This is a genomic window from Lentisphaera araneosa HTCC2155 (assembly GCF_000170755.1).
Lineage (GTDB): Bacteria > Verrucomicrobiota > Lentisphaeria > Lentisphaerales > Lentisphaeraceae > Lentisphaera > Lentisphaera araneosa.
This window is the reverse complement of the sequence record NZ_ABCK01000006.1, coordinates 37,335-59,916: the sequence shown is the minus strand read 5'-3', so window position 1 is coordinate 59,916 and position 22,582 is coordinate 37,335. Positions and strand designations below refer to the sequence as shown.

The 22,582-nt window shown below is 37.0% G+C and carries 16 protein-coding genes; 10 read left to right on the top strand and 6 right to left on the bottom strand.

The features are described from left to right. Nucleotides 1–3 precede the first annotated feature (3 nt). The 5 genes from LNTAR_RS25345 to LNTAR_RS07335 form a co-directional block, all read right to left on the bottom strand. Complete coding sequence (locus LNTAR_RS25345) at nucleotides 4–1,095, bottom strand: WecB/TagA/CpsF family glycosyltransferase (RefSeq protein WP_007278037.1); 1,092 nt, start codon at nucleotides 1,093–1,095, stop codon at nucleotides 4–6. A gap of 169 nt (nucleotides 1,096–1,264) precedes the next feature. Next, nucleotides 1,265–2,761, bottom strand: a complete 1,497-nt coding sequence (locus LNTAR_RS07350; protein WP_007278036.1) for an LPS O-side chain biosynthesis protein — start codon at nucleotides 2,759–2,761, stop codon at nucleotides 1,265–1,267. 1 nt (nucleotide 2,762) lies between these two features. After that, nucleotides 2,763–3,920 (bottom strand): alkaline phosphatase family protein, encoded by a 1,158-nt coding sequence (locus tag LNTAR_RS07345; protein ID WP_007278035.1) that lies wholly within the window; start codon nucleotides 3,918–3,920, stop codon nucleotides 2,763–2,765. Then, nucleotides 3,917–5,041 (bottom strand): nucleotidyltransferase domain-containing protein, encoded by a 1,125-nt coding sequence (locus LNTAR_RS07340; protein WP_007278034.1) that lies wholly within the window; start codon nucleotides 5,039–5,041, stop codon nucleotides 3,917–3,919. Before LNTAR_RS07340 ends, LNTAR_RS07345 begins: the two co-directional genes overlap by 4 nt. Further along, the gene (locus LNTAR_RS07335; RefSeq protein WP_007278033.1) at nucleotides 5,038–5,892 is read right to left on the bottom strand and encodes a glycosyltransferase family 2 protein; all 855 of its coding nucleotides are present in this window, start codon (nucleotides 5,890–5,892) and stop codon (nucleotides 5,038–5,040) included. The genes LNTAR_RS07340 and LNTAR_RS07335 overlap by 4 nt, the downstream gene beginning before the upstream one ends. 328 nt (nucleotides 5,893–6,220) lie before the next feature. Between LNTAR_RS07335 and LNTAR_RS07330 the strand changes: the two genes are divergently transcribed. The 7 genes from LNTAR_RS07330 (at nucleotide 6,221) to LNTAR_RS07300 (ending at nucleotide 16,230) form a co-directional block, all read left to right on the top strand. Beyond that, complete coding sequence (locus tag LNTAR_RS07330) at nucleotides 6,221–7,099, top strand: choice-of-anchor L domain-containing protein (RefSeq protein ID WP_007278032.1); 879 nt, start codon at nucleotides 6,221–6,223, stop codon at nucleotides 7,097–7,099. Between the two features lie 3 nt (nucleotides 7,100–7,102). Continuing rightward, nucleotides 7,103–9,829 carry a tetratricopeptide repeat protein gene (locus LNTAR_RS07325; protein WP_007278031.1) on the top strand — a complete coding sequence of 909 codons (2,727 nt, stop codon included), beginning with the start codon at nucleotides 7,103–7,105 and terminating at the stop codon, nucleotides 9,827–9,829. Further along, the gene (locus tag LNTAR_RS07320) at nucleotides 9,799–11,472 is read left to right on the top strand and encodes an exosortase/archaeosortase family protein (protein ID WP_007278030.1); all 1,674 of its coding nucleotides are present in this window, start codon (nucleotides 9,799–9,801) and stop codon (nucleotides 11,470–11,472) included. Before LNTAR_RS07325 ends, LNTAR_RS07320 begins: the two co-directional genes overlap by 31 nt. Before the next feature lie 124 nt (nucleotides 11,473–11,596). Then, complete coding sequence (locus LNTAR_RS07315; protein ID WP_007278029.1) at nucleotides 11,597–12,706, top strand: glycosyltransferase family 2 protein; 1,110 nt, start codon at nucleotides 11,597–11,599, stop codon at nucleotides 12,704–12,706. Then, a complete protein-coding gene (locus LNTAR_RS07310; protein ID WP_007278028.1) occupies nucleotides 12,706–13,926 on the top strand; it encodes a glycosyltransferase family 4 protein in 1,221 nt (406 codons plus the stop codon). The genes LNTAR_RS07315 and LNTAR_RS07310 overlap by 1 nt, the downstream gene beginning before the upstream one ends. Before the next feature lie 8 nt (nucleotides 13,927–13,934). Further along, nucleotides 13,935–15,347 (top strand): O-antigen ligase family protein, encoded by a 1,413-nt coding sequence (locus LNTAR_RS07305; protein ID WP_007278027.1) that lies wholly within the window; start codon nucleotides 13,935–13,937, stop codon nucleotides 15,345–15,347. A 31-nt stretch (nucleotides 15,348–15,378) separates the two neighbouring features. After that, nucleotides 15,379–16,230: an ExeA family protein gene (locus LNTAR_RS07300; RefSeq protein WP_007278026.1), complete on the top strand. Its 852-nt coding sequence runs from the start codon at nucleotides 15,379–15,381 to the stop codon at nucleotides 16,228–16,230. Here LNTAR_RS07300 and LNTAR_RS25340 read toward each other — a convergent pair. After that, nucleotides 16,227–18,122 carry a sensor histidine kinase gene (locus LNTAR_RS25340; protein WP_052607308.1) on the bottom strand — a complete coding sequence of 632 codons (1,896 nt, stop codon included), beginning with the start codon at nucleotides 18,120–18,122 and terminating at the stop codon, nucleotides 16,227–16,229. The two genes, LNTAR_RS07300 and LNTAR_RS25340, sit on opposite strands and share 4 nt — an antisense overlap. Before the next feature lie 225 nt (nucleotides 18,123–18,347). Here LNTAR_RS25340 and LNTAR_RS07290 point away from each other — a divergent pair, with 225 nt between their 5' ends. From LNTAR_RS07290 to LNTAR_RS07280, 3 genes are all read left to right on the top strand, one after another. Beyond that, nucleotides 18,348–19,715, top strand: coding sequence for a sigma-54-dependent transcriptional regulator (locus LNTAR_RS07290; RefSeq protein WP_007278024.1), 1,368 nt, complete (start codon nucleotides 18,348–18,350; stop codon nucleotides 19,713–19,715). A gap of 164 nt (nucleotides 19,716–19,879) precedes the next feature. Beyond that, nucleotides 19,880–20,539, top strand: a complete 660-nt coding sequence (locus LNTAR_RS07285; protein WP_007278023.1) for a sugar transferase — start codon at nucleotides 19,880–19,882, stop codon at nucleotides 20,537–20,539. Nucleotides 20,540–20,901: 362 nt separating this feature from the next. Further along, the gene (locus tag LNTAR_RS07280; RefSeq protein WP_007278022.1) at nucleotides 20,902–22,569 is read left to right on the top strand and encodes a sulfatase; all 1,668 of its coding nucleotides are present in this window, start codon (nucleotides 20,902–20,904) and stop codon (nucleotides 22,567–22,569) included. Nucleotides 22,570–22,582 lie beyond the last annotated feature (13 nt).

Here is a 22,582-nt window from a genome sequence, read left to right as displayed (position 1 = left end):
AACCTACATAAGTCTAGTAATCATTGACTTCGTTCTTCTAAGCCATTGAGTTGGTTTTTGTTTTTCAGCATTTAAGTCATTGCTTATCAAGGGAATTTGGTGAATCTGACAAGTCTTTTTCAATACGGCTAAAGTCCTTCCTTCTGCCACTGTAACATCTTTAATATCAAGTTGACTAAAAGATGTTTCATTGACTAAACGATTAACTTGATTCAACATTTTTTCATTGAATCGCCCCATGATTTTAATTGATCCCTTTAAACCTTCCCACTGATCCGTCAAGCCAAATACTTTGTAGGACAAATATTGCATTATATTTAAGCGGCCATGAAGTGCAAATGATGACATCAAAAGTATTTGACGAAAATATCTTTTCCATAGTTTCCCTGGCTCTCTACACAGGCGATACACCCATTCCATACCAACTTTCTGTAGTAATTTTGGGGCTCTATTAACATGACCCGTAACAAAATTATATGTGCCCCCAATACCAATAGTGATCGGTATTTCCAACTGATCTTTGTAACGTCTAAAAAACATTTCTTGTTTTGGGTTACCAAGTCCAAGAAGTAAAATTTTAGCTCCAGAATTATTAATTTTACTTAGTAATTCATCGTCATCTAGTATTTCCCCCTCATTAGACACCATAGGTGATGCATAACCCGCTGACTTTAAGCGAGGATAAATAGTTTTTAACTTATTATGCGCTTTGCGGCAGAGTTGTGTACTCTCTCCAATATAATAAACTTTGTGTCCTAAAAGAGACGCATAACGCGCCACATCAAAAATCATATCCGCCCCGGTAACACGCTCATGAATTCTAGAATTATTCATTTTACCAAACCAAATGATTGGCATACCGTCTGCAGTTACAAGATCAGCATTTTTTAAAGTATCATAGAGTTCATTATTTTTAACTTTCAGGCTAAAAGTGTGAAAACAATTGGATAAAAAATCCATGTTAAGTGTCGCTATATATTGTGACTTATTATCTTTCTTATAACGTCTGAGAAGTTCCGGAAGGATTTTAACGGTTTCTTTATGACCTAAAGTCGAAACCGGGATCCCAAAAATATCTGTACATGTTAGTATCATTTTATAATTTCCCTTTATTTCTTTGATTCATTGTTTGTAGGGGAATTATATAAGACCGCGTGCAAAGCCTAGTATTAAATACATAAGTACTTAATAATTAAATATATATATAAATATAAGAAGCTTGGAAAACCATTAATTGTGCACTAATTCACACACAATTCACTTTTTAGTTACACTGTTTTTCTGTAGATGATTTTGCTTTTTTCCTAATCATTTCCAATAAAGGCCCAAGTAAATTAAAGCGCCAAAGTACCAACCAATTACTCACTACAAATAATAACGCGAGGGCAAAACTAGCCCATAAGCTGGAATGACTCGGTAATAAAGAAGCTAAATAAGTTAAAGTTGTAACCACAAGAATAACCTTAGTAAAAAACTTCATAGGAAACCAAATGCCACCAATTAATCGGCGAATAACACTCAATCTAATAGGTATTGTTAGGATAAAAGTTAGGAATACTGCTGACACTGCACCCATTAGTCCATATTGTGGAATTAAAATAATATCTAAAGCAATATTTACGGTCACTTGTAAGATAAGAAGGCCCACTGTACGAGAATTTTTTTCTAATGTGGTAACAGCCATAGATAAAGGCATAGATATTAATGGTAATATATGTATTAAACTGAAATACTTCGCAACAACTCCTGCCGCTTGCATATCTTCTCCATATAATTTTTGAACTAAGGCTTCGGAAAATAAAAAGCCTGTAGCTGCAAGAGGTACTGATAAGAGAATTAAGACTTTGAACATCGAACTTACCATTTTTGGTAACAGTTTTTTATCTCTTTGATATGCCTCGGCAAAGGCAGAGGAAAACAAAGTTTGTAGGGCCATGGGGATAAATGTAATAGCTAAGAGCGGAAGGCTATATCCCAACTCATAGAAACCCGCAACCGCCGGCATGAAGCAATATGCTAAAACAAAAACTTCGGTATATTGCAACATTAATGAACGCAATAAACCATTAAACCAAACGGGGCTTGCCAACTTTAATACGCGTCGTGCTGGTATAAGAGATTTTTCTACAGACCCTGGCTTTTTCAAACACTGTTTTAAACGATATAAGCCACAAAAAACTGTCGCACCTAATGCTAAAAATTCTGCAACCAAAATATATTCAATGCGTATTCTCTCCTGAGCACACACCCAAAGTATAGCACCTAATACCAAAGCGGACTGTAATACGGCAATCATTGCCACTGTCTTAGCTTCAAATAAGGCCGTTAAACTATCAGTAACAGTATTCTTGACTATCCATGCCAATATCCATACAAATACAGCAATTAGTAGTAACTCTGAACTACTACTTAAGTAGTTAAAAACATGGGCTTTTATAAAATAGATAAAAGAGATCACCAGTAGCCAACTTGCTAACTGACACATTAAACTTCTAAGTAAAAAAGTTTTTATACCCGAATAATCCTTGCCAAGTTCAATCTCAGGTAAGTAACGTAAAATACAGGTATTTAATCCTAGTGCACAAAAGATTATAAGATATTGACCAAAGTTTTTTGACAGAGCTAATACGCCATAATCTTCTGGGCTTAAAGCCTTAACGATCATTATAGACACAAAAAAGTAGACGATGAAACTTATTGCTTTTGCCGACACCATCCACGGTACCGAACGCAAGGCTTTAGCTGTAAATACATTAGACATTTTAGCTAAGTAGCCAATTCATTTCATCCACCATAACTTTATAAATATCCTTAATCGATTGTAAGTCCTTTCTCAAGGTGCGATTACCGCAAATTTGAGCATAGGAATCTTTATCTTTGGGATCATAGCCATGGAGACCTGGCGTAAAATTCTCTCCCATATAGCTCGGGCAGATTTGCTCACCTGAATTCATCAGAAAAATATCTTCGCCAAATTTTTGATCCTCAAAATACACTCCCATACTTTTTAATTGCTCATCACTTAGAATCCGCCCTCTCCCGGAGCCATTGAGTAATGATCGGACTTCCTGTCTAGCTTTATCATTAAAATACCAAAAACGCGCCATTGTTGAATCGTATACAGCCACATAATCTTTATTATATTGAAGATCTAAAGTACCAACTGCAGCTTGGAGGTCATAAATAGATTGAGTGTTGTGCATCCCATGATCAGTAAAGACGTAAAATTTCACTTCTTGATAATGATTTTCTGCTAAATCTAAGGTTTTTCTTAGACGTTTATCGTACCAGCGAACTTGTTTTTCAACTTTTTTATGTTGAGTTCCCACGCTATGCATGAGGGAGTCCAAACCTCCCATAGAAACGTAAGCAAACTCAATACTCTGATTTTTAATTTTATCTTCAAGTTTTGAGATCTTAGCGTCATCACTCTGCCCATAATGGTGTGTATGAAAATTGACATTCCGTTTCTGGAGCTCATCAAAAATGCTTTCTCCATGATTCAGGCCACCGGGTTCCCAAATGCGCTTTTTCTCGGCATAATCGAAAAAAGGCAAGTATTTAAAGGGAACATTATAAAGCATGAAATAACCTGTAAAACCATGAATTTTCTTAATCCAGGAACTTAATTTTGAGCGCACGCGGTGATGGTTCATTAATTTGTTGGGTAAAAAGCTCAAATACTTCAACCATTTATAAGGACACGTTTTAGGAGCGTAATAAAAGGAATTCCAATGGCCGTGCTCACTTGGGCTCTTACCTGAAATAATTGAGGGATCACAAGCACTCGAGTATCCAAAAACCGTCTCCAACTTTCTTTTATCTATGATTTTATCTTTTAAGAAAAAAGAATTTTTCTGGAGAATTTCCCACCCAAAGGCATCTACAAACAAAAACAGGGCTAATTTTTCTTTTTTCATAGGTATTTCTCTCTTAGTTGATAAAATTTTTGTTGGCAATTCTCTTGATTTTTCTCACAGCCTTGGAGACGACTTACTAAAATGGATTCATTTAAGCTAAGCTTTGGTTTAAACAAAAGTGGAAACACTGTAAATAACCGTTCTCGCGGATGCCGCCCCAACCACGAACGATGGTTTAAACTGGATAATCCAAAACCACGAAGATTGAGATAGAAATTTTGTATGTATTTTTGGAAGGATGATTTTCTAGATTTATGAGACATGACATCAAAGTAATGACTGAATTCATGCACATCTTTTTTCAGTCTTATACTTTCAAAATCATAATAAAATTCTAGGAATTTCACTTGGAGCTCTTCATAATAAGCCTCTATATCTTTAGGCAGTAACTCTTCATCACCTATAAATTTAAAGGCAATCGCCGATTGATATTCTTCTATCAGCCATTCACAATTGTGAAAGCCCTGAATTTTCTCAATTTCATCAAGCTTATCTTTATAGTAAATCCCTCTGTAACCGGACGCCATTAGTGCCGCATCACCCATAGCAAGAACGACTTTATTAAGAAATTTTTTGAATTTAAGCTTATCGGGTTCATCTGATGTTTTTTTCCTAAGACTACGAGAAATATCGAGCAATAGCTTACCTCGATTAAGTAGAAGACGAGTCGCTTCGGATAGATCAACGGAACTGTATTCTGGCATCAAACTCAAAATATCAGGATCACCATACACAACCATGTGACCGTACTTCATTTCATAATTCATTAGACTTGCATCTGCTCGACGCAAACTATTTTCAGTATGTAAAAAAAGATCGACCGTAATCCCGATTTCACTTCCTAATTCTCTTTCTAAGCGATGAAACTCTTTTTGGATTTTTCGGCGTTTCCACTCGTTCATAGCATTGCCTACCACAACTAAATCATAATCATTAAAGGGTTGTAAACCCTCTGAACCTTGAAATGCCGTGCCTTCTCCTCGTCCGTATGAACCCATGAGAACAATTGCTTTGATATTTTGAGAATATTTCGATTTCAAACAAGCCGCTACAATGCGACACAAATCTTGGTCCACAAGTAAATCAAACTTGCCCCCTGCATTAACAGTATACTTACTCATAGTTCCGCCTCTTTGCGATTAGCCGCAATTTTAACACCCCGATAAACCGCTAAATGAATCGTAATTCTATAAAGTATATTATAGGGGATTGTTTTTATGTTTAATTTCTGAAATGATTTGAGCAGGTCACGTGCCACTTCACGAGAACAATAATAAAATTGGCGAAATACTGAAGGCTTTAACATCTTTAAGCGATAGTACACAATGCCATGTCTGAATTTCTTTCGAAATAAACTCTTAATCTCGTAGTTATGTGAATGTTCCACAACGGCATTGTGTACATATTGAAATTTAAAACCACTTCTATGGCACTGAGTGGCCCAAACTAAATCTTCCGCATAACCATCAGCATAAAATTTGACTGACTCCCAAACCTCACGTTTGAATGCACAGGCTACGGCTGAGAAAGCCTTGTAATCATCATCTGTATCATCTGATTTTCTGTATGCGCGAGAGTAATCATATTTTACAATAAAATGTGCATCCTGCCTGGCTAACTGCCTGCTAAAAGTTGCATCTACTTCTTGATCCAAAATTGGCTTCAGCAAGTTCTTCAACCAGTCGATATTTTGAGGTATCGCATCTGCATTAAGGAAGACAATTATGTCTTCATCACATTGCTCAATCATCTCATTTAAAACGGTTCCTGGAACATAACTATCTGAAGAAATTTTCTTAACTGATTCACTAAAAACTTTTACGACTTCTAAAGTGCCATCTGTAGAACCTGAGTCAACATTGTATAAATTGTAACAGGAATAAGTCTGCAAAAGTAAATTTTCTAATGCAGCTCGCACATAGGGTTGCTCATTTTTGGATCTCATTATGATGGCGACACGTTTCATATTCATTTTATAACTCCTTGGTTTTGAAGGACTCTAGCAAAAAGCTGGAACACAAAAAATAAACAATACATAAGTTACTTTATTATAATGCTTTATAAAAAATAAAATCATTGATCTATGCAAAGAATACTTAGGGATTCCGAGTCATTGAATTGATTATCAAATATTGTCTACATTTTGTTACAAATATATGTAAAGAAAACCGCACAGGGGTTTTTACTGAGATAAATTATTTTTTATAAAATACTTAAAATTAGATATTTATAAAAAATAAAATAATAAAAGCACTTATCTTTCTTTATTCTCCTACAAGCTAAAATATAAAGGAGCTCACATGAAAACCCTACTCAGCTTATTACTCATAGGCAGTTTTAACCTCAAAGCAGAAATTATCATTTCTGAATTCGATAATGTAAACAACCTCGTTAATACATTGATAGATGAACAGGCTTACATAGATCCCGGTGTTACCATCAGCAATATCACTTATAATGGCGATGAACGAGGCCTTGGTTATTTCAATAATGGTCTAGATGCGGGGCTTGGGATGAATAGCGGTATTATTCTATCTTCTGGGAATGTAAATAGTATTACAGCCGATAATACTTCTGGTAGAACATCCACAAATTTAGGACAAGCTGGAGATAGTGATCTAAACAGTTTAATACCGGGATATAATACCTTTGATGCTACAAGTTTAGAATTTGATTTTACGACTCAAGGGGATAGTGCTTATTTTAATTATGCCTTTGCTTCTGAGGAATACACCGAGTGGGTGGGAAGCTCATATAATGATACATTTGGATTCTTCATAAACGGTGAAAATTATGCACTCATCCCGGGTGGAGATGACATTGTTGCTATTAATAGTATCAACCCAGATCAAAACCTTGATTATTTTAATAACAATGATCCTCATCATGATCCTAGTAATAATGAGGATTTTGATTTTTCATTTGATGGTTTTACCAATACTTTTACTGCCAAATTAACCGGATTAGAAGCTGGAGAAACTTACAGTTTAAAATTAGCTGTAGCAGATGCTGGAGACAGAGTATGGGATTCTGCAGTATTTATCGAAGCTGGATCTTTCTCCAAAGTTCCGATTGTACCTGCAGGGGCACCTGAACCTGAGTTTTACTTACTCGTATTAATTGCCGGTTTCATTCTCTACAAGAAATATTCAGAAGATACAGAATTTAACTTCGGATAAACTATGCGTTTAATTGTCATTAGTACCATTGGGCTTCTTTCTCTAGGAAGCCTAGCTTTTTTTCTTATAGATAAAGAAGACAAACCTAAGGTTTCCAAATCTAAGGATAAAACTATTGAGGCGATTCAATACCTAGATAAAATTGATCATAAGGAATTGAGTTTAGAGGCTGTGAAGGAAGTTTTTACGCAACAAACTTCAGCTCCGATTTCTCTAGGAAAATTAAAGTCGATTTATATCCTCAGAGATTTGAGCCAGAAAACCTCTATTCAGCCCGAGGCTTTGAAATACATAAATAGTTTGGCAAATCAAGAAGTTCAGCAAATTAAGCTAGGCATGATCTATCAAGATATGGGTTTAGTTAACGAAGCTAGAAGCTGTTGGCAAAAAAGTGCTCGTATCGAAGCCAAAAACCTCATTGCCCGTAGTTTTATAAGGGAATATAAATTTAAAGAAGCTTACGAATTCTTGAATAAACTTAGAGATATTGAGAATTTTAAAAACTTTGAAACTCTCAATATAATTTATTCACTTGAACTCGTTCAAAACCTTAAGAACCAGGCCAATCAAACTCGGCAAGAAATCACCAATTTATACCCAGAAAATCTGGAATGGCAACTTAAAAATATCCTCATGGAATTCAAGACTGGCAATTCGAGCCAAGCTGAAGATCAACTGACAGAAATGATTTTTTGTCAAAAGTTAGATGTGAATGCTCTCGCTTGTGCCCACAATGCCAGAATGTATATGTTTCTCCTGCGCATCATGCGGCAAGGAGCTGAGGCTTATATCGACGATATTGTGATGTCCGCAAGCAAAGATAGCCGCGCTATTTTCAATATTTCTGGAAGAAGTCAACATTTTAAACTTTTTATTAATCAAAAAACAATCGAAAAAGAAATTAAATTTTATAAGATATTTAAGGAAGCGCTTAATAATGAAAATAAGGGTAAAATTTCTTTAAATAACTCTAGCCACCTCGTGCAAAATTATTTGTATAGTCGCATGCTGATTTCGACTAATCAGAGTGCACTTGCAGTGGGTATCATGAAAAGGGTTGAATTCAATCGTCAAATTGATCAAATTGAGGGACTTCATTATGGCTTTCTCAACTCCCATCACTATCTCTTAAATACAGCGCAGATTTTACATATTTCTGGACGTTATCAATCATCTTTAAAAATTCTTGCACAAATACACAAGGAGAAATATTCTAGAGCTTCACTGGCTCTCTACCAAAAGAATATGAAGATACTTCAGCCGGGCAAAGAAATTTTTTCGTCAGCTCTCCGACAAGAACTGCAGGCTAAGAATCTTACTCTTAACAAATCAATCACAGCTGAACAACTCGATTCCAAAATTAATGAACTTTCATTGGATAATGAAGATGACCAAATGCTTCTCAAAGCTAATCAACTGGTAAAAAACGACCCGAAACAAGCTGTGAAAATTTGGCAAGAACTTCATTCTAAAGGAAGCATTGCTGCCACCACTGATCTCGCTCTTTACCTCCAATCTCAAGGGCAGTCAATACCTGCTCTAGAATTACTAAAAAGTCACTCTCAAGCGGGGTCGACTCCACGAGCCATTTTACTCTGTAAGGCATGGATTAAAGCTCAGGATAATGATTACAAAGCTATGAAAACTCATCTTGAGCCACTCATTGCACAGAATGATTTAGAGGCAATTTTTTTATTAGCGACAAAAGCCTATGAGTTACAAAACTACACGGATGCCCTCAAATATTCCCAAAAGCTCATCCTCGCCAAGGGGAACTTTTATCAAGCTATCGTCATTAAAGCTAAATCTTCTCTAGCCATATTTAAAGATTTACCGAATCATGAGAATAAAGCCCTCTTGCAAAAAGTACTTCAGCAAATTGAAAGCCTTGAGGTGAATAAAAATCAATCACTTTTAGCTCTCTTAAGTGAATTGAATTACTCTCTTCAAAACTATGCAACTTCACTAGAATATGCACGACTTGCTGAGCACCGTAGCTTTATCAAGAAAAACCTGGCAAAAATGCTCATCTCCAAACCCCAAAATACCTGGAGTGATATTTTAAAAAACGACCCAGGCCTATTCACTAAATCAGAAATGAAGTATTTTGAAATTGCTCATTTAATTCAAGCTGAAAAATTTCAGCAAGCACTCGAGCTGCTTCCTAAGAACACCGATTCAAAATCATTCTATTTTCAAACACTTTGTTACCATGCTTTGTCCTTGCATGACAAACGCGATGACCTCATAAAAGTGCAAAAAAATCAAGTTGTGATCTGGCAATCTTTAGCTCAGTTTTCCATTGCAAAAAACGATTATTTAGGCGCTGCTGAATGCTATAAAAGTGCTTTGATTTTAAACCAAAACAACGTTCTTATTTCCAATAATTTACTTTCCTGTCTTATTCGTGCTGAAGTAGAAAATTTAGCTACTTTTGCGAATCAAGCAAAAGCAAATTTTGAACGTTTACCCACACGACAAACTTTAGATACTCTTGTACAAATTTTGAAAGCTTCCGATAAACAACAAGAATTACAAACTCTTCTTGAAGGCCGAGAAAATTTGAGTCTTGAACAAGAACTGATCTTAGCGGAAACCTATAAAGCAAAACAAGTCAAAAAATATAAACTGTCACTTACGAGATTGCTGACAAATCGTAATTTAAATTGGGATGACGCAACAAAACAGGAGGCCCTGAGATGTTTAAAAAACTCTACGGAAGATCTTTAATCCCTGCTTTAGGCATCATTCTTTGCTCATTCCTAGCAATATCAGAAACTATTGATTTCGCCAATGAACTATGGGGAACCCAATTGCGTTTAATCTCTGCTATTTTTGCAGAAAATATTTTAGCCTTTACCGGTTTCAATATTGAAAGAGATTTCACAATTCTAAAAGTAGCTGATATGACTTTTGATATTATCCCTGCATGCAATGGCTCGAAAGCCATTAAGGTGACGATGCTTTGCTCATGTTTGATGGCAGTTATTACAAAAGATTTAAATCCTATAAGTAAACTAAAATTAATTGCCCTAAGTCTTCCCCTGGCGGTTACTTTGAATGGTCTGCGGATTTCTGCGCTCATTGCATTAAGCTCTTGGAGTGGGGTGATCATTCATGCCGACACCCCTATGCACACCGTCTTGGGACTCATTTTTTTCGCTTTGTCTATCTATATTTTGACAAAACTAAGTGATCAAATTATTTCAAAACAAAAGGGTTTACGGGAATTTTCCTTGTTCTTTCCGAGTCTACTTCTCCTAATCATTTGCATGATTCCTTTTTTATCCGCTTGCTTGCGTGACTGGCAAGGAACCTCTTATAATACCAACGATCAATGGTCATTTGTTTTTTTCTTGTGGGGGACTCTTGCTTATATCTATCACGCCAAGCTAAGCTCAAAAAATCATAGTCAATTTAGATACGGACTTTTTGCAGCAGGCTTTACACTAATAGGCACATCTTTCGTCTACTTTCATAGTCCCAGCAATTACGTTCTCGGCATAGCGTTCCTATTATTAATTAGCTCGCTTAACTTAATTGAGTTCGGGAGTCAAAACACCTACCGAAAATCACCTCTCTTATTAATCATTTTTTGCGGATTTCCCAAAACAAATGAAAAGATAATGGAGCTACTTAACCTGCACATTGATCAGGTTTTGATCATTAAATTCTGCATTTGTTTCATACTCTTTACTGTAGTCCTTTTAAAATATAAAAAAGAAGTTTTTACCTGTACTCCCCCGCTACCCAAAACAAGCTATAACTTTATTTTTTTACTCAGTAGCTTGTTGCTTGGAGTTCAACTGTATCATTTAAAACAGGTCAATACAGAGTCTCTCGAAGAAAAAATTTATTACCCCTATTATATAAATGATTGGGAAGGTTTTGATCTGAATTCTGAAGGTAATGAAGTTCTCAATAGACTGTACAAAAAGGATGACCTCGCTGCAGGTCTTATGGTCATCTCATCCCAAGGTAAACGTCAAAATATTCATACTCCTGAATATTGTCAATTTGGTATCGGATGGGATGTTTTATCACGTGAAACAATTACTTTTTCAGATGCAAACTCGCATGAAAAATCTGTCTCCAAATTAAAGCTTGTTAGAGATGACTTAGTACGTGAGTTTATTTATTGGTTCCAAAGTGAGCACAGTCAATGTGCTTCCTATAGCGAATTTATCAGTCAAGATACTCTCCTTCGAATTCAAGGGAAGAAATCTCTCTGGAAATTAGTTATCGTTTGGTCAGATGACTTGGATCATTTAGAAAATTTCGTTAAAATCATTCCTCCTATCAACTCAGCAAGCTTAATAAGTTTAGTGGATAAAAAGTGTGAATTTCCGCAAAATGCCGTCACCAAAAAGTGAAATTACAGCCTACTTAACACTAAAAACAATACATAAATACATATAAATAAATAACTTATGATTATTATTTTATTTTTTGGCATAAGACCCGCAACTACTTCCCTAAAAACTAAAGGGTTGATACATGAATATTTTAATCGGAATGCTGATTCACAATGAAGAAGCCATCATAGCTAAAACTTTAAAAACTGTTTTCCAGCAAAATATTTTTAGATCTTACAAATACCAAGTTGAGATCATAATAATCGCTAATGCTTGCTCTGATAATAGTTCCGCAATATGTGAGAGGGAGCTCGAAAAATTTAGTCGCAAAGTTCATAACTTAGAATACAAAGTTATCGATAAAGACGAACCGGGTAAAATACCTGCTTGGAATGATCTCATCCATAAATACTCAAGCCCTCAGGAATCATACATCATCATGATGGATGGCGATATCCTGCTTCAACAAAAAAATAATTTCGAAACTTTGATACAAAGCCTTGAGAATAATCCGCAAGCACTTATTTCCACTGATCTACCTATTAAGGACATTCATTTCTCTAAGTCGAATAACTTCCTAAAAAGATTTTCCTTAGGCTTTTCTAAAATTACTCAAAAAGGTGCTGGGCAACTATGTGGACAACTCTATTGTGCTCGCGCTTCATTCTTGAGAAAGATTTTCATTCCTAAGGAAATTTTAGTTGACGATACTTATCTGAAATTCATGGCCTGTACAAATGGCTTAACAAGCGCAGTAGATAACTCAAAAATCATTAACAACTATTCCGTATCACATGTTTTTGAAGCCTATACGGGACCCAGAAATTACTTTAACAATCAAGTACGCCAAACTGTCGCCTTTTCCATGTGGAGAATGTTTAAAGAAATTATTAAGCAAAATAAATCAAAAGCAAATGCCATTCAAATTGTTAGAACAGCAATCACTAATAACCCTGATTGGTTGAAACAGGAGTTTGATAAACATATGAAAGGTAAGCGTTGGTTTGTCTTCAAGGGAGCTTTAAACGTACGTTTCAAAAGACTCTCTCGTCTCAACACAATGGGAAAAATCAAAATGTTTATACCTACTTGTGCGGCTTGGCTTATTGACTTACCTGTAATTTTCGTGAGTAACTCGAAGATCAAGAATTCACATATCCAAAATATTTGGAAAGATACCCATAGCACCAAAATGGCGAGCGAAGCTGACTCATTAATTCAACTTAAAACTAAAATTGAGAAGGCATCATAATGAAAAAATTATTCTTAGTCAACGAACGCTTTGGGCGCTACTCCGGCGCTGAACAACATATCTATGTGACTCTTCCCTTCATTAGTCAAAATTTTGATGTCCAATTTATTTATAATGAAGATACAAACAAAGATTCCGAAACTCTAGATGAATTAATCTCCACAAAGCATTTATATGATTTTGATGCCAAAGATCACCGCGCATATAAACAGTGCTGGAAGCTCTTAAACAATGAAAAACCCGATGTCATTTACGTTCACAAATGCATGAACGTGGGCATGTTGCAGGCCTTCAGAGATTACGGTTGCCCTCTGATCCGCATGCAACATGACCACGATATGTATTGTATGAGAAGCTACAAATATAACCCTCTCACCCGTAAAATTTGTACCAAAAAAGCAGGCATAGCTTGCATCGTGCCCTGCATGGCCCCCCTCAAACGCGAGCGTGATGAATCTGGAAGTAAAATCGCTTGGGTAAGTTATACTAAGCAGATGCAACAAATCAAAATCAATCAATCATTTGACGAAGTTTTTGTCGTAAGTCAGTACATGAAAGATGAGCTTATTACTCAAGGTTTTGAAGAAAGAAAAATTAAGATTTTCCCACCTGTCCCACTCCCCAAACGCCAAGTCCCTATTAATACATATAGTGATGAAAATATTATTGTTTTCGCCACACAAATTATTCGAGGGAAAGGCTTAGACTGCCTAATTAATGCTCTTTCATTAGTTAAAAATGACTTTAAACTTTATGTTTTTGGCAGTGGATCACACAAGGAGTACTGCCAACAACTCGTCAAAGACCTTAACTTAGAAGATAAAATAATTTTCAAAGGCTTTGTGAGTCAAGAAGAGCTGTCCAACATCTATGCATCGGCAGTCATGGGAACTGTGCCTTCCGTATGGCCCGAACCTATTGCCACCGTGGGTCTTGAATTCTTAAGACATGGACTCCCAGTCATTGGCTTTGATGCTGGTGGCATTAAAGATTGGTTGATTGATGACACATCAGGCTTCCTCATTCCATGGATGGATATACAAGCGATGGCCGATAAAATCGACCTCTTACTCAATGATAAAAAATTAACGCGAAAACTAGGACAATCTGGAAGGAAATTTGTAAATGATAAATACAACTTCGATAATTACATCAATAAACTCGTAGGTCATTTAGAAGCGGTGGTTACAGATCATCAGCAAAAGCTGCTTGCGATCTGAGATTTATTTTGTCAGAATATAAGTACATAATCTTCTTCGCAGTCCTCTGTGCGGGCGTTCCCCTCGGAGTGCTGCTCTGCCAAGTTCATAAAACTTTTACCAAGATATTCTTTGTTCTGTTGATTTGGTCGAGTTGTGAACCTGACAAACTTGGAATCAACTTCTTTTCTAGAGAATTCTATAGAGCTTCTACTCGTGGTTTTGAACTCAGCTTAATCGATATTTGTGCTCTTATTTTAGCTGGCAACCTACTTGTAAACTGGAACAAACATAAAAAAGTTCTCTTACCAGCATTGTCCTGTCCCTATCTTATCTACTTAAGTATTACTTTAATTTCTTGGGCATTAAACTGTCAAAACATTGCAACTCCTGATCCCGTCACTACCAATAAATATACCGTTTACCCCCCACCCTATGCTCAATTTGAACTTTGGTTGTACCCATTATTTGAAATTAGTAAAATTATGCGGGGAATTTTTCTATTTTGGATACTTGTCAATTATTTACAAGACTCTGAATATATTAAAATTATTTACTGGGGTCTTGCCATGACAGTGCTCTACCTAACTTTACTTGCTTTACGAGATCGCTACCTCTTTGGATTCCACCGAATTAAGACAAATCTTGGTCATGCTAACTCCTTTTCAACTTATATGGCCATGCTAGGCACCATGTTTTTCCCTCTCATTCTTTACTCAAAATCATGGTTCAGATCAGGACTCTACTCTTTCTTAGTCGCCTGTAGCGGACTGTGCGTTATTCTAACGGTTTCCCGGGGAGGCTTAGTTGCTATGGGATTAGGGATTTTTGTTTGTTTAAGTATTCTATTTATCAAAACAATTAAAGTTAAAAATATAATTCTACTTACTCTAGGCTTTTTCATGACTTGTGTAGTACTTTATAAATCATCGGATACTCTTATCAATCGTTTTTTTGGAAAACAGGATGCTGAAAAAGATATGGCTTACAGAGGAAAATATAACATGAAAGCTAAAATGATGGCAGCTGACAAAGTCTTTGGAGTTGGTATAGGCAATTTTTCCGCTTGGTCATGGTTAAAATATGCTTCAGAAGTAGATGAAGAACTACCTCCCGGAACTCCCCCACATAATTTATGGTTTATTAATTTAGGAGAACTCGGCTACCCTGGACTATTAGCCTTTATGCTTATTTGGCTAAGATTTTTTGCTATCGCAGTTAAAAATATATTTACTAGCAGAAAGGATCCTTTTTTACTTACAGTAAGCGCCTCATGTTTGGGAGCTTGCTTAGCACTTCACTTCCAAAGTATGTTACAACTTGGGTTTCGTCAGAGCCCTCAGTACTTTTTAATGATAATTATCAGTTCTATCGTTGTAGCAGTACATCACTCTAATAAACATAAATCGCTTGAAAGTAATGGCTTAGCACTAAATAATTAATTATGGCTCGCGGTTTTCTAGTAAAAATCAAATGAAAATTGGTAAACAAATGAACTTAACTCAAAACAAACTAAACTGTGCTTTTGAAACGGATCCAGATCCGAATTTTTTTTTCGAAAGTACACAACATACTGAGGCTATATCAAGACTGAAATTCATCAGTAATGATAGAGGCATCAACATTGGTGTGCTTACGGGGGAAATTGGTTCAGGAAAAACTTTACTGTGCAAACTACTTGCTAGATCAATAAATTACTCGAGTCGTATCGTTTACATACCTTCATCAAATATTTCTTACGAGGCTATCCTAGACACCATAATCTATCAATTAAGCGGTGTGCGTAAGGCCGCTGAACTGCAGATGGATCGTTATCTAATTCATAATGAGTTCGAAAAAATACTAAATGATTACATCATAGCCACAGGTAGCCATTTAATTATTGTGCTTGATGAATGCCAAATGATTTCAACTGAATGCTTGAAGAACCTTAAATGCTTAACCAATAGCAATGAAGCTCATTCCAGTGTATCACTCATTTTCTGTGGACAGCCTGAGTTTAACCAAACACTAAATCAATGCCCCACAGTTGCTCAACGAGTCGGACTCATGTATTATTTGCCATACCTCAAAGAGGACGATATAGCACCTTATATAGAATTTAGATTAAACAAAATAGATAAAAAATCTGAAATACAATCAGAAGCAATATCAATGATTTACAGATTTTCTCGCGGCTGCCCAAGGGAAATTAATAAAGTTTGCAAAATTGCATTCGAATACATGGAGCGTGAAGATACGCTATGCTTCTCAAATGAATTAATCGACATGATTATAAGTGATATACAGCAGCAAAAACTCTGCATGCCAGTTCAAGCCTTTTAATTCACAAAAGGAATCATAATGGTAAAGCTACAACCAAGTCCAGGGTTTGAATCAAAACTTATACTTCCACCGTGCTTACCTACAACAAAATCATGAGATAAAGCCAAGCCCTGACCAGTACCCACCCCTATTTCTTTAGTTGTGAAAAAGGGATCAAAAATTTTTGTACTAAACTTGGAGTCCACTCCTATACCCGTATCGGAAATTTTGATAAGAATATTTCGTCTTTTCATTGAAGTCCTTATCGTTATCACACCCATAGTTTCAAAAGTTTGCTTCTTTATCTGTTCTTCAATCGCCTGTGACGCATTGACAATAATGTTGATAAAGGTTTGTGAGAGTAAGCCTGGGTAACAAGGGATTTCAGGCATAGATTCATCAAGTAAAAATTTAATTTCTGCGACCTTCTTCCATTGACTTTTCGTTAATACTGTCGCTTCTTTGAGTAAGGAATTAATATTGTAAGGTATCTTCTCCGCTTTAGATGGATGAGCCATAACTTTCATAGATTTAACGATTTCACCAACTCGATCTAATCCTTCCATACTGCCTTTTAAAGCTTGAGGAACTTCTTCCAAAATGAAGTCAACATCTATTTCTTCCGCAAGCGATGATAGCTTGGGGTCCTTAAGTTCTTTACCTAACAATAAATATTTCTTTATATCGTCAAAAGTTTCTTGAAGAAAATTACAATAATTTCTTATATACTGAGTAGGAGTATTGATCTCATGCGCCACCCCCGCGGCAAGTGTACCGACTGATTCCATTTTTTGTGCTTGCAGAATTTGCTGTTGCATTCTTTCTCGTTCTCGAATATCGCGTATCACCATCGTAAAATAGGTGACATCTTCGTATTTAAAATGACTGATAGATAATTCAATCGCAATCAACTCACCATTAGTATTCTTAAGTTGAGTCTGTTCAACACTAATAAACGTTTCCATCACATCATGCGTGTAGTCATCAATTTCTAAATTGGGCAAAAAACCCTGACAGCTCATTTCACCTTGATAATCTTCAGTCAAAAACGTCAAACGACGAAAAGAAGCATTGTATTGAATGATATTGCCGGATGAGTCCGTACATATAATCGCATCCGCAGCTGTCTCCATAATATTGACAATTCGTGCATTAGTATACTCACTCTGCCTAGCTTCTTGCCAAGCCAATTCTTTTGCCTCTACCAAAGCGCTTACATACTCATTTAAGCTTTCTGCCAAATGTCTCACTTCCATTGGAGGTCGATAAGAAAAGCCCGCTTGCTCAATGCCACCTTTTCTTGCTTGAGTTGTTAATTCTTTTAGAGGCTGAACAATCGTACGATTTGACCACTTTAGCATCACCCAAGTAAAAATCACAAATAATATAGGACATACATAAACTGTTAGGGAAAAAAACTTCTGGAGTTCTTCCAAATATTGTTCATTACGCCTAATTCTATACTTTAAATCTTCTTGTAAACTTAGGACCGGCTTATTGAGATCTTTAGCTAAGGCTTTGATATCAAGTATTTTTTTATCTAAATCCTTAGCTGATGAATTGATGGATAGTTTTTGACACTTATCCGAAATCTCGTGCATGGCTTGACTAACTTTTAGAATATTTTCATTGCCGGAGTATTGCTGATTTATATAGCTCACAGCTTGAATTTGTTCCTCCAAACTCCTATCTAAGCCAATCTCAGGATTTTGAAGAAATATATCCAAAGTTTTCTTCCATTGATTAACAAGAATCAAGGCCTCTTTAGTTTGTACCATATCCTGACGCAGCAATTGCACCCTTGCTTGCTCATTATTAATCGTATTTGCTCTAAAGAAAACTATACCAACAGCTGTAAGCCCTACTAACATACAAGAATTAACTAGTATCGTTGTATAAAAACTTATTCTCATGAACCTCGCCTTAAATATTTCGTCATACTGACATCTTGTCTCTTAGCAAGAGACTATAATTGCTGAATTTACTAAACTATCATGTTTAAAAAGAAAACTAAAAAACTTTTTTAAGCAATAATCTGCACTAATACTATAAAAGTGTGCAGTTTTTCGCATAAAAAATTGTGTCAATTAAGTGAAGCTCATATCTTAAGGGGTATTTAAGAAATTAGGAGCCGAGTCTTGAGTAAAGAAATTTATTTTGTCGATGACGATAAAAACTTTTTGCATGCCATGAAACTAATCATGCGTAAAACAGCCTTTAAAATAAAAACTTTTTCTGAGCCGTTAGAAATGCTCGCCGAGATCCAAGCGGGTTGGCAAGGGGTCGTCGTTACAGACATTAATATGCCTCTAATCGATGGTTTCGAAGTCTTAGATAGACTCAAAAAAATAGATGATGGAATTCCCGTCATTGTCTTAACTGGAAATGGCGAAGTCGAAAATGTACTGAAAGCACTTAGAGCGGGTGCTTACGATTTTTTAGAAAAACCTCTTTCCAAAGAATACCTCCTGTCTTCTGCTCATCGAGCCCTCGAAAAGCGACAACTGACCATTGAAAACAAAACTCTCCGTCAACAGATAAAAAAAAGCTCCGGCGTTCAAGAATTCATTGGTCAATCTGCGAGTATGCTCCGCCTCAAAGATACGCTAAAAACTGTAGCACTCTCAGATGCCAGCGTCATGCTCATTGGCGAAACGGGTGCCGGAAAAGAAGTCATTTCAAATTATATCCATCAATGTTCAAATAGAAAAAATAAAAAATTTATTGCCATTAACTGTGGGGCTATTCCAGAGAACTTGATGGATTCTGAGCTCTTTGGTCACGAAGCAGGAGCTTTCACTGGCGCTACGACCTCTCGCAAAGGTAAATTCGAAGAATGCAATGGAGGCACACTCTTCTTAGACGAGGTCAATTCAATGCCCATGAGCATGCAGGTGAAACTCCTTCGCTTTCTAGAAGAACGGGTCATTGAAAAAGTAGGGAGTAACAAATTGATCCCTCTAGATGTACGTATCATCGCCGCCTCACAAATCCCCTTAAAAGAAGTTGTCGATAAAGGCGACTTCCGGGAAGACCTTTATTATCGTCTCAATGTGATCCCTGTAAAAATACCTTCCCTTAGCGAACGCCCAGATGATATTCCCATTCTCTACAATCACTTTTTATTCCAATTTTGTACACTTTATAAAAGAGAACTTATTGAAGTCCCCCAAACTATTTTAAACAAATTAATTGCTTACAGTTGGCCAGGAAATGTTCGAGAACTTCGCAATATAGCTGAGCGCTATGTCATAACAGGTAACCTTCCGGAAAACCTAGGTGATTCACCAACGTCAAATAATGCTAAAAGTATTTCTGATTTCACCACTTCTAATGGACTTCCTATTGGAGACAGAGTCGGGCAATATGAAAAACATATTATTGAAGAAGAACTACGCGCTCAGAATGGCTCAGTGGTCAATACTTGCGCATCTTTAGGAACCCCACGTAAAACTTTATACGACAAAATGAAAAAGTACGATATAAAACCCGCAGACTTTAAATAATGACTACTTATACGCACAGCAACTTCACATAAACCGCACACTGACCACCTTTGTTAATAATACGTTAATATATATAACTTGCTATTTTTCATATGCTTGTATAATTATTTATAATTCTGGAACATACTTTTTTAAAATACTCCAAAAACATACGGAGTATAATAATGCAACTAACCAAAGTCATGTCTGGCGTAACAGAACAAAACTATTCACAAAGCACTGCCTACCTTCAGTTAAAAAGATTAATTGATGTAACAGTTTCTACCACTGCCATACTGGCTTTAAGCCCCCTACTCATCATTACAGCCATTTGCGTTAAAATGAGTTCCAAAGGGCCTATTATATTTTGGCAAAAAAGGGCCGGTTTGAATGGTGAAACTATTTTATTTCCAAAATTCAGATCTATGTACCAAGATGCTGAACAAAGGAAAGCTGATTTATTAGCTCAAAACATGCATCAAGACTCCATTACATTTAAAATGAAAGATGATCCTAGAATTACGCCCATCGGTCGCATCATCAGAAAGTACAGCATTGATGAATTACCCCAACTTTTCTTAGTCCTCACCGGAGATTTAAGCTTAGTGGGCCCACGCCCCGCCACACTCGATGAAGTGGCTCAGTACACTCCTTTTCAACGTAAGCGCCTAAGTGTAAAACCGGGCTTAACATGTACTTGGCAAGTTAATGGACGCGGTGATATACCGTTTAACGAACAAGTCATCATGGATTATACTTACATCTGTGAAAGAAACATTACTACAGATTTAAAACTACTTGTTCTCACAATTCCAGCAGTTATTAACGGTCGTGGAGCTTACTGAAAATCATGTTTAGAAATTGACGGTAATGTTCATAACTTGAACGAAGCATTGAACAAGTTCCTTATTCCACAGGCTGAAGCGCTTACTACAGGCATGACTTAATGCCGATTAACAATCGACGCTCCCGGCAAAAAATTAAGTCAAGTCTCTTAATTCTTACAGCGTAGCGGTCTTGCAGCGCGAAGTGCGTTCTAATTTCTACCTACTTTTTAATAGCAGGAAGGATGCCTGCATTCCCAGCAAAAACTGCAGGCCGAAGGCCGATCTACAGTGAGCGTAGCGATCTGACCACTTTCCTTCACCTCCCCTGTTAGAGCTCGTGATTCTTGGCGATTCATTATAAAACTAAGGATTACTTTATAATGATACGCAAACTTCTCTTCTCTTGTTTAATGCTCAGCTTTGCGAGCCCCCTACTTTTGGCCGAGACCAAAGCTCCCAACTTTATTATTTTTTACATGGATGATCTCGGCTGGGCGCAGACTTCTGTAAAAATGATGGATTCCGAGCCCCTCTCTGTGAGTCAGTTCTACGAAACTCCCAATCTAGAAAAACTCGCCGCTAGGGGGATGAAATTTTCCAATGCCTACGCGCCTACGCCAACTTGCACTGGCTCACGGGTCAGCATTCAGTTTGGCAAGACCTCAGCTCGTATGCAATACCGTTTTGTCCATGACGTTTTATCTTACAAGCAACGCCCCGAGGGTTATAAGGACGAAGTCTCTATTGCAGGAATGCTCAAAGCCGCCAATAAAAACTATATCACCGCTCACTTTGGCAAAGGCATTGGCGTCGAGCAACTCAAAGATGTGGGCTACGATATCACTGATGAATACGAAGAAATTGCCCCCAATGGCAATTTCCATGGCGAGTACATCAATATCAAAAACAAAGAGTCCTTGCCCGAAGATGACCCAAAGCGCATTTATTCACTCACTAAAGAATCACTCAAATTTCTTGATGACCATGCTGGCAAGCGCCCCTTTTACATGATGATCTCTCACTACGCCGTTCACGGCCCGCATGTTGCGTCGCCCGATGTCTTAAAGAAATGGCAAGCAAGATATGACGCTCTGCCCAACAAGCCCGAAAAAGGCCGTGAAAAAGATGTCTTTTATCGACTTCACACACCCGTATTTGCTTCGATGATCGAAGAGTCTGATACCCACCTTGGTAAACTCATCGACTCATTAAAAGAAAAAGGTGTCTTGGATAATACTTATATTATCTTTACTTCTGACAACGGCGCCGAATGGGCTCCACGAAATGAAAAAAATCATCGCTACAATGGTCCTCTAACTGAGGGAAAATACTTCCCTTTTGAAGGTGGCTTACGCATTCCATTTGTCGTTGCCGGTCCTGGTATCCCTGCCGGGAAGCAATGTGATACACCGATTGTGCAATGGGATCTCCTCCCCACTTTTCACGACTTAGCTGGAAGTGAAGCCGCTCTACCCGATGGCGTTGATGGTGGCAGTTTAAAAGAAGTTTTCACACGTGGCAATTCAGTTCAGGAAATTGAACGTCACGCTCCTGGCTTGGTCTTCCATTTCCCCAGTTATTATCAGCCCCCGATCAGCTCTATCCGCATGGGAGATTTTAAATTTATGCGCAACCTAAATACCGATGAAATTCGCCTCTATAATGTCAAAACGGATTATCGCGAAAAGAATGATCTCGCTAGTGAGATGCCGGAGAAAGTCGCAACAATGAAAAAAGCCTTAAGCGAATATGTTGAAAGTGTAGATGGCGGAAAAATTGAGGATGTTTATCAGGCCGCGATTGAACTCTTTGATGAATTTGACCATCGATCTATCGTGAACTACGAACAGAAATTAGCAGAAGCTAGTTCTGACGCAGAAAAACTAACACTCAAAGAAGCCCATGAGAAAAAATTGCGCTCTAATATGCTGAAGCGCGAAATGATTAAAGATCAGCGCACATCAGCTTCATGGCATAGAGGCCGCGCCAACGACACCGTGAAGCGCCTCGGCGTCAAAAAAGACGGCACAATTCTTTCTAAGAAGTAAAGCAGAAAAATTT

Bases quoted from the DNA above. Each gene is read 5' to 3' on its own strand.
- LNTAR_RS25345 (WP_007278037.1), bottom strand. From the start codon at position 1,095: ATGATACTAACATGTACAGATATTTTTGGGATCCCGGTTTCGACTTTA.
- LNTAR_RS07350 (WP_007278036.1), bottom strand. From the start codon at position 2,761: ATGTCTAATGTATTTACAGCTAAAGCCTTGCGTTCGGTACCGTGGATG.
- LNTAR_RS07345 (WP_007278035.1), bottom strand. From the start codon at position 3,920: ATGAAAAAAGAAAAATTAGCCCTGTTTTTGTTTGTAGATGCCTTTGGG.
- LNTAR_RS07340 (WP_007278034.1), bottom strand. From the start codon at position 5,041: ATGAGTAAGTATACTGTTAATGCAGGGGGCAAGTTTGATTTACTTGTG.
- LNTAR_RS07335 (WP_007278033.1), bottom strand. From the start codon at position 5,892: ATGAATATGAAACGTGTCGCCATCATAATGAGATCCAAAAATGAGCAA.
- LNTAR_RS07330 (WP_007278032.1), top strand. From the start codon at position 6,221: ATGAAAACCCTACTCAGCTTATTACTCATAGGCAGTTTTAACCTCAAA.
- LNTAR_RS07325 (WP_007278031.1), top strand. From the start codon at position 7,103: ATGCGTTTAATTGTCATTAGTACCATTGGGCTTCTTTCTCTAGGAAGC.
- LNTAR_RS07320 (WP_007278030.1), top strand. From the start codon at position 9,799: ATGTTTAAAAAACTCTACGGAAGATCTTTAATCCCTGCTTTAGGCATC.
- LNTAR_RS07315 (WP_007278029.1), top strand. From the start codon at position 11,597: ATGAATATTTTAATCGGAATGCTGATTCACAATGAAGAAGCCATCATA.
- LNTAR_RS07310 (WP_007278028.1), top strand. From the start codon at position 12,706: ATGAAAAAATTATTCTTAGTCAACGAACGCTTTGGGCGCTACTCCGGC.
- LNTAR_RS07300 (WP_007278026.1), top strand. From the start codon at position 15,379: ATGAAAATTGGTAAACAAATGAACTTAACTCAAAACAAACTAAACTGT.
- LNTAR_RS25340 (WP_052607308.1), bottom strand. From the start codon at position 18,122: ATGAGAATAAGTTTTTATACAACGATACTAGTTAATTCTTGTATGTTA.
- LNTAR_RS07285 (WP_007278023.1), top strand. From the start codon at position 19,880: ATGCAACTAACCAAAGTCATGTCTGGCGTAACAGAACAAAACTATTCA.
- LNTAR_RS07280 (WP_007278022.1), top strand. From the start codon at position 20,902: ATGATACGCAAACTTCTCTTCTCTTGTTTAATGCTCAGCTTTGCGAGC.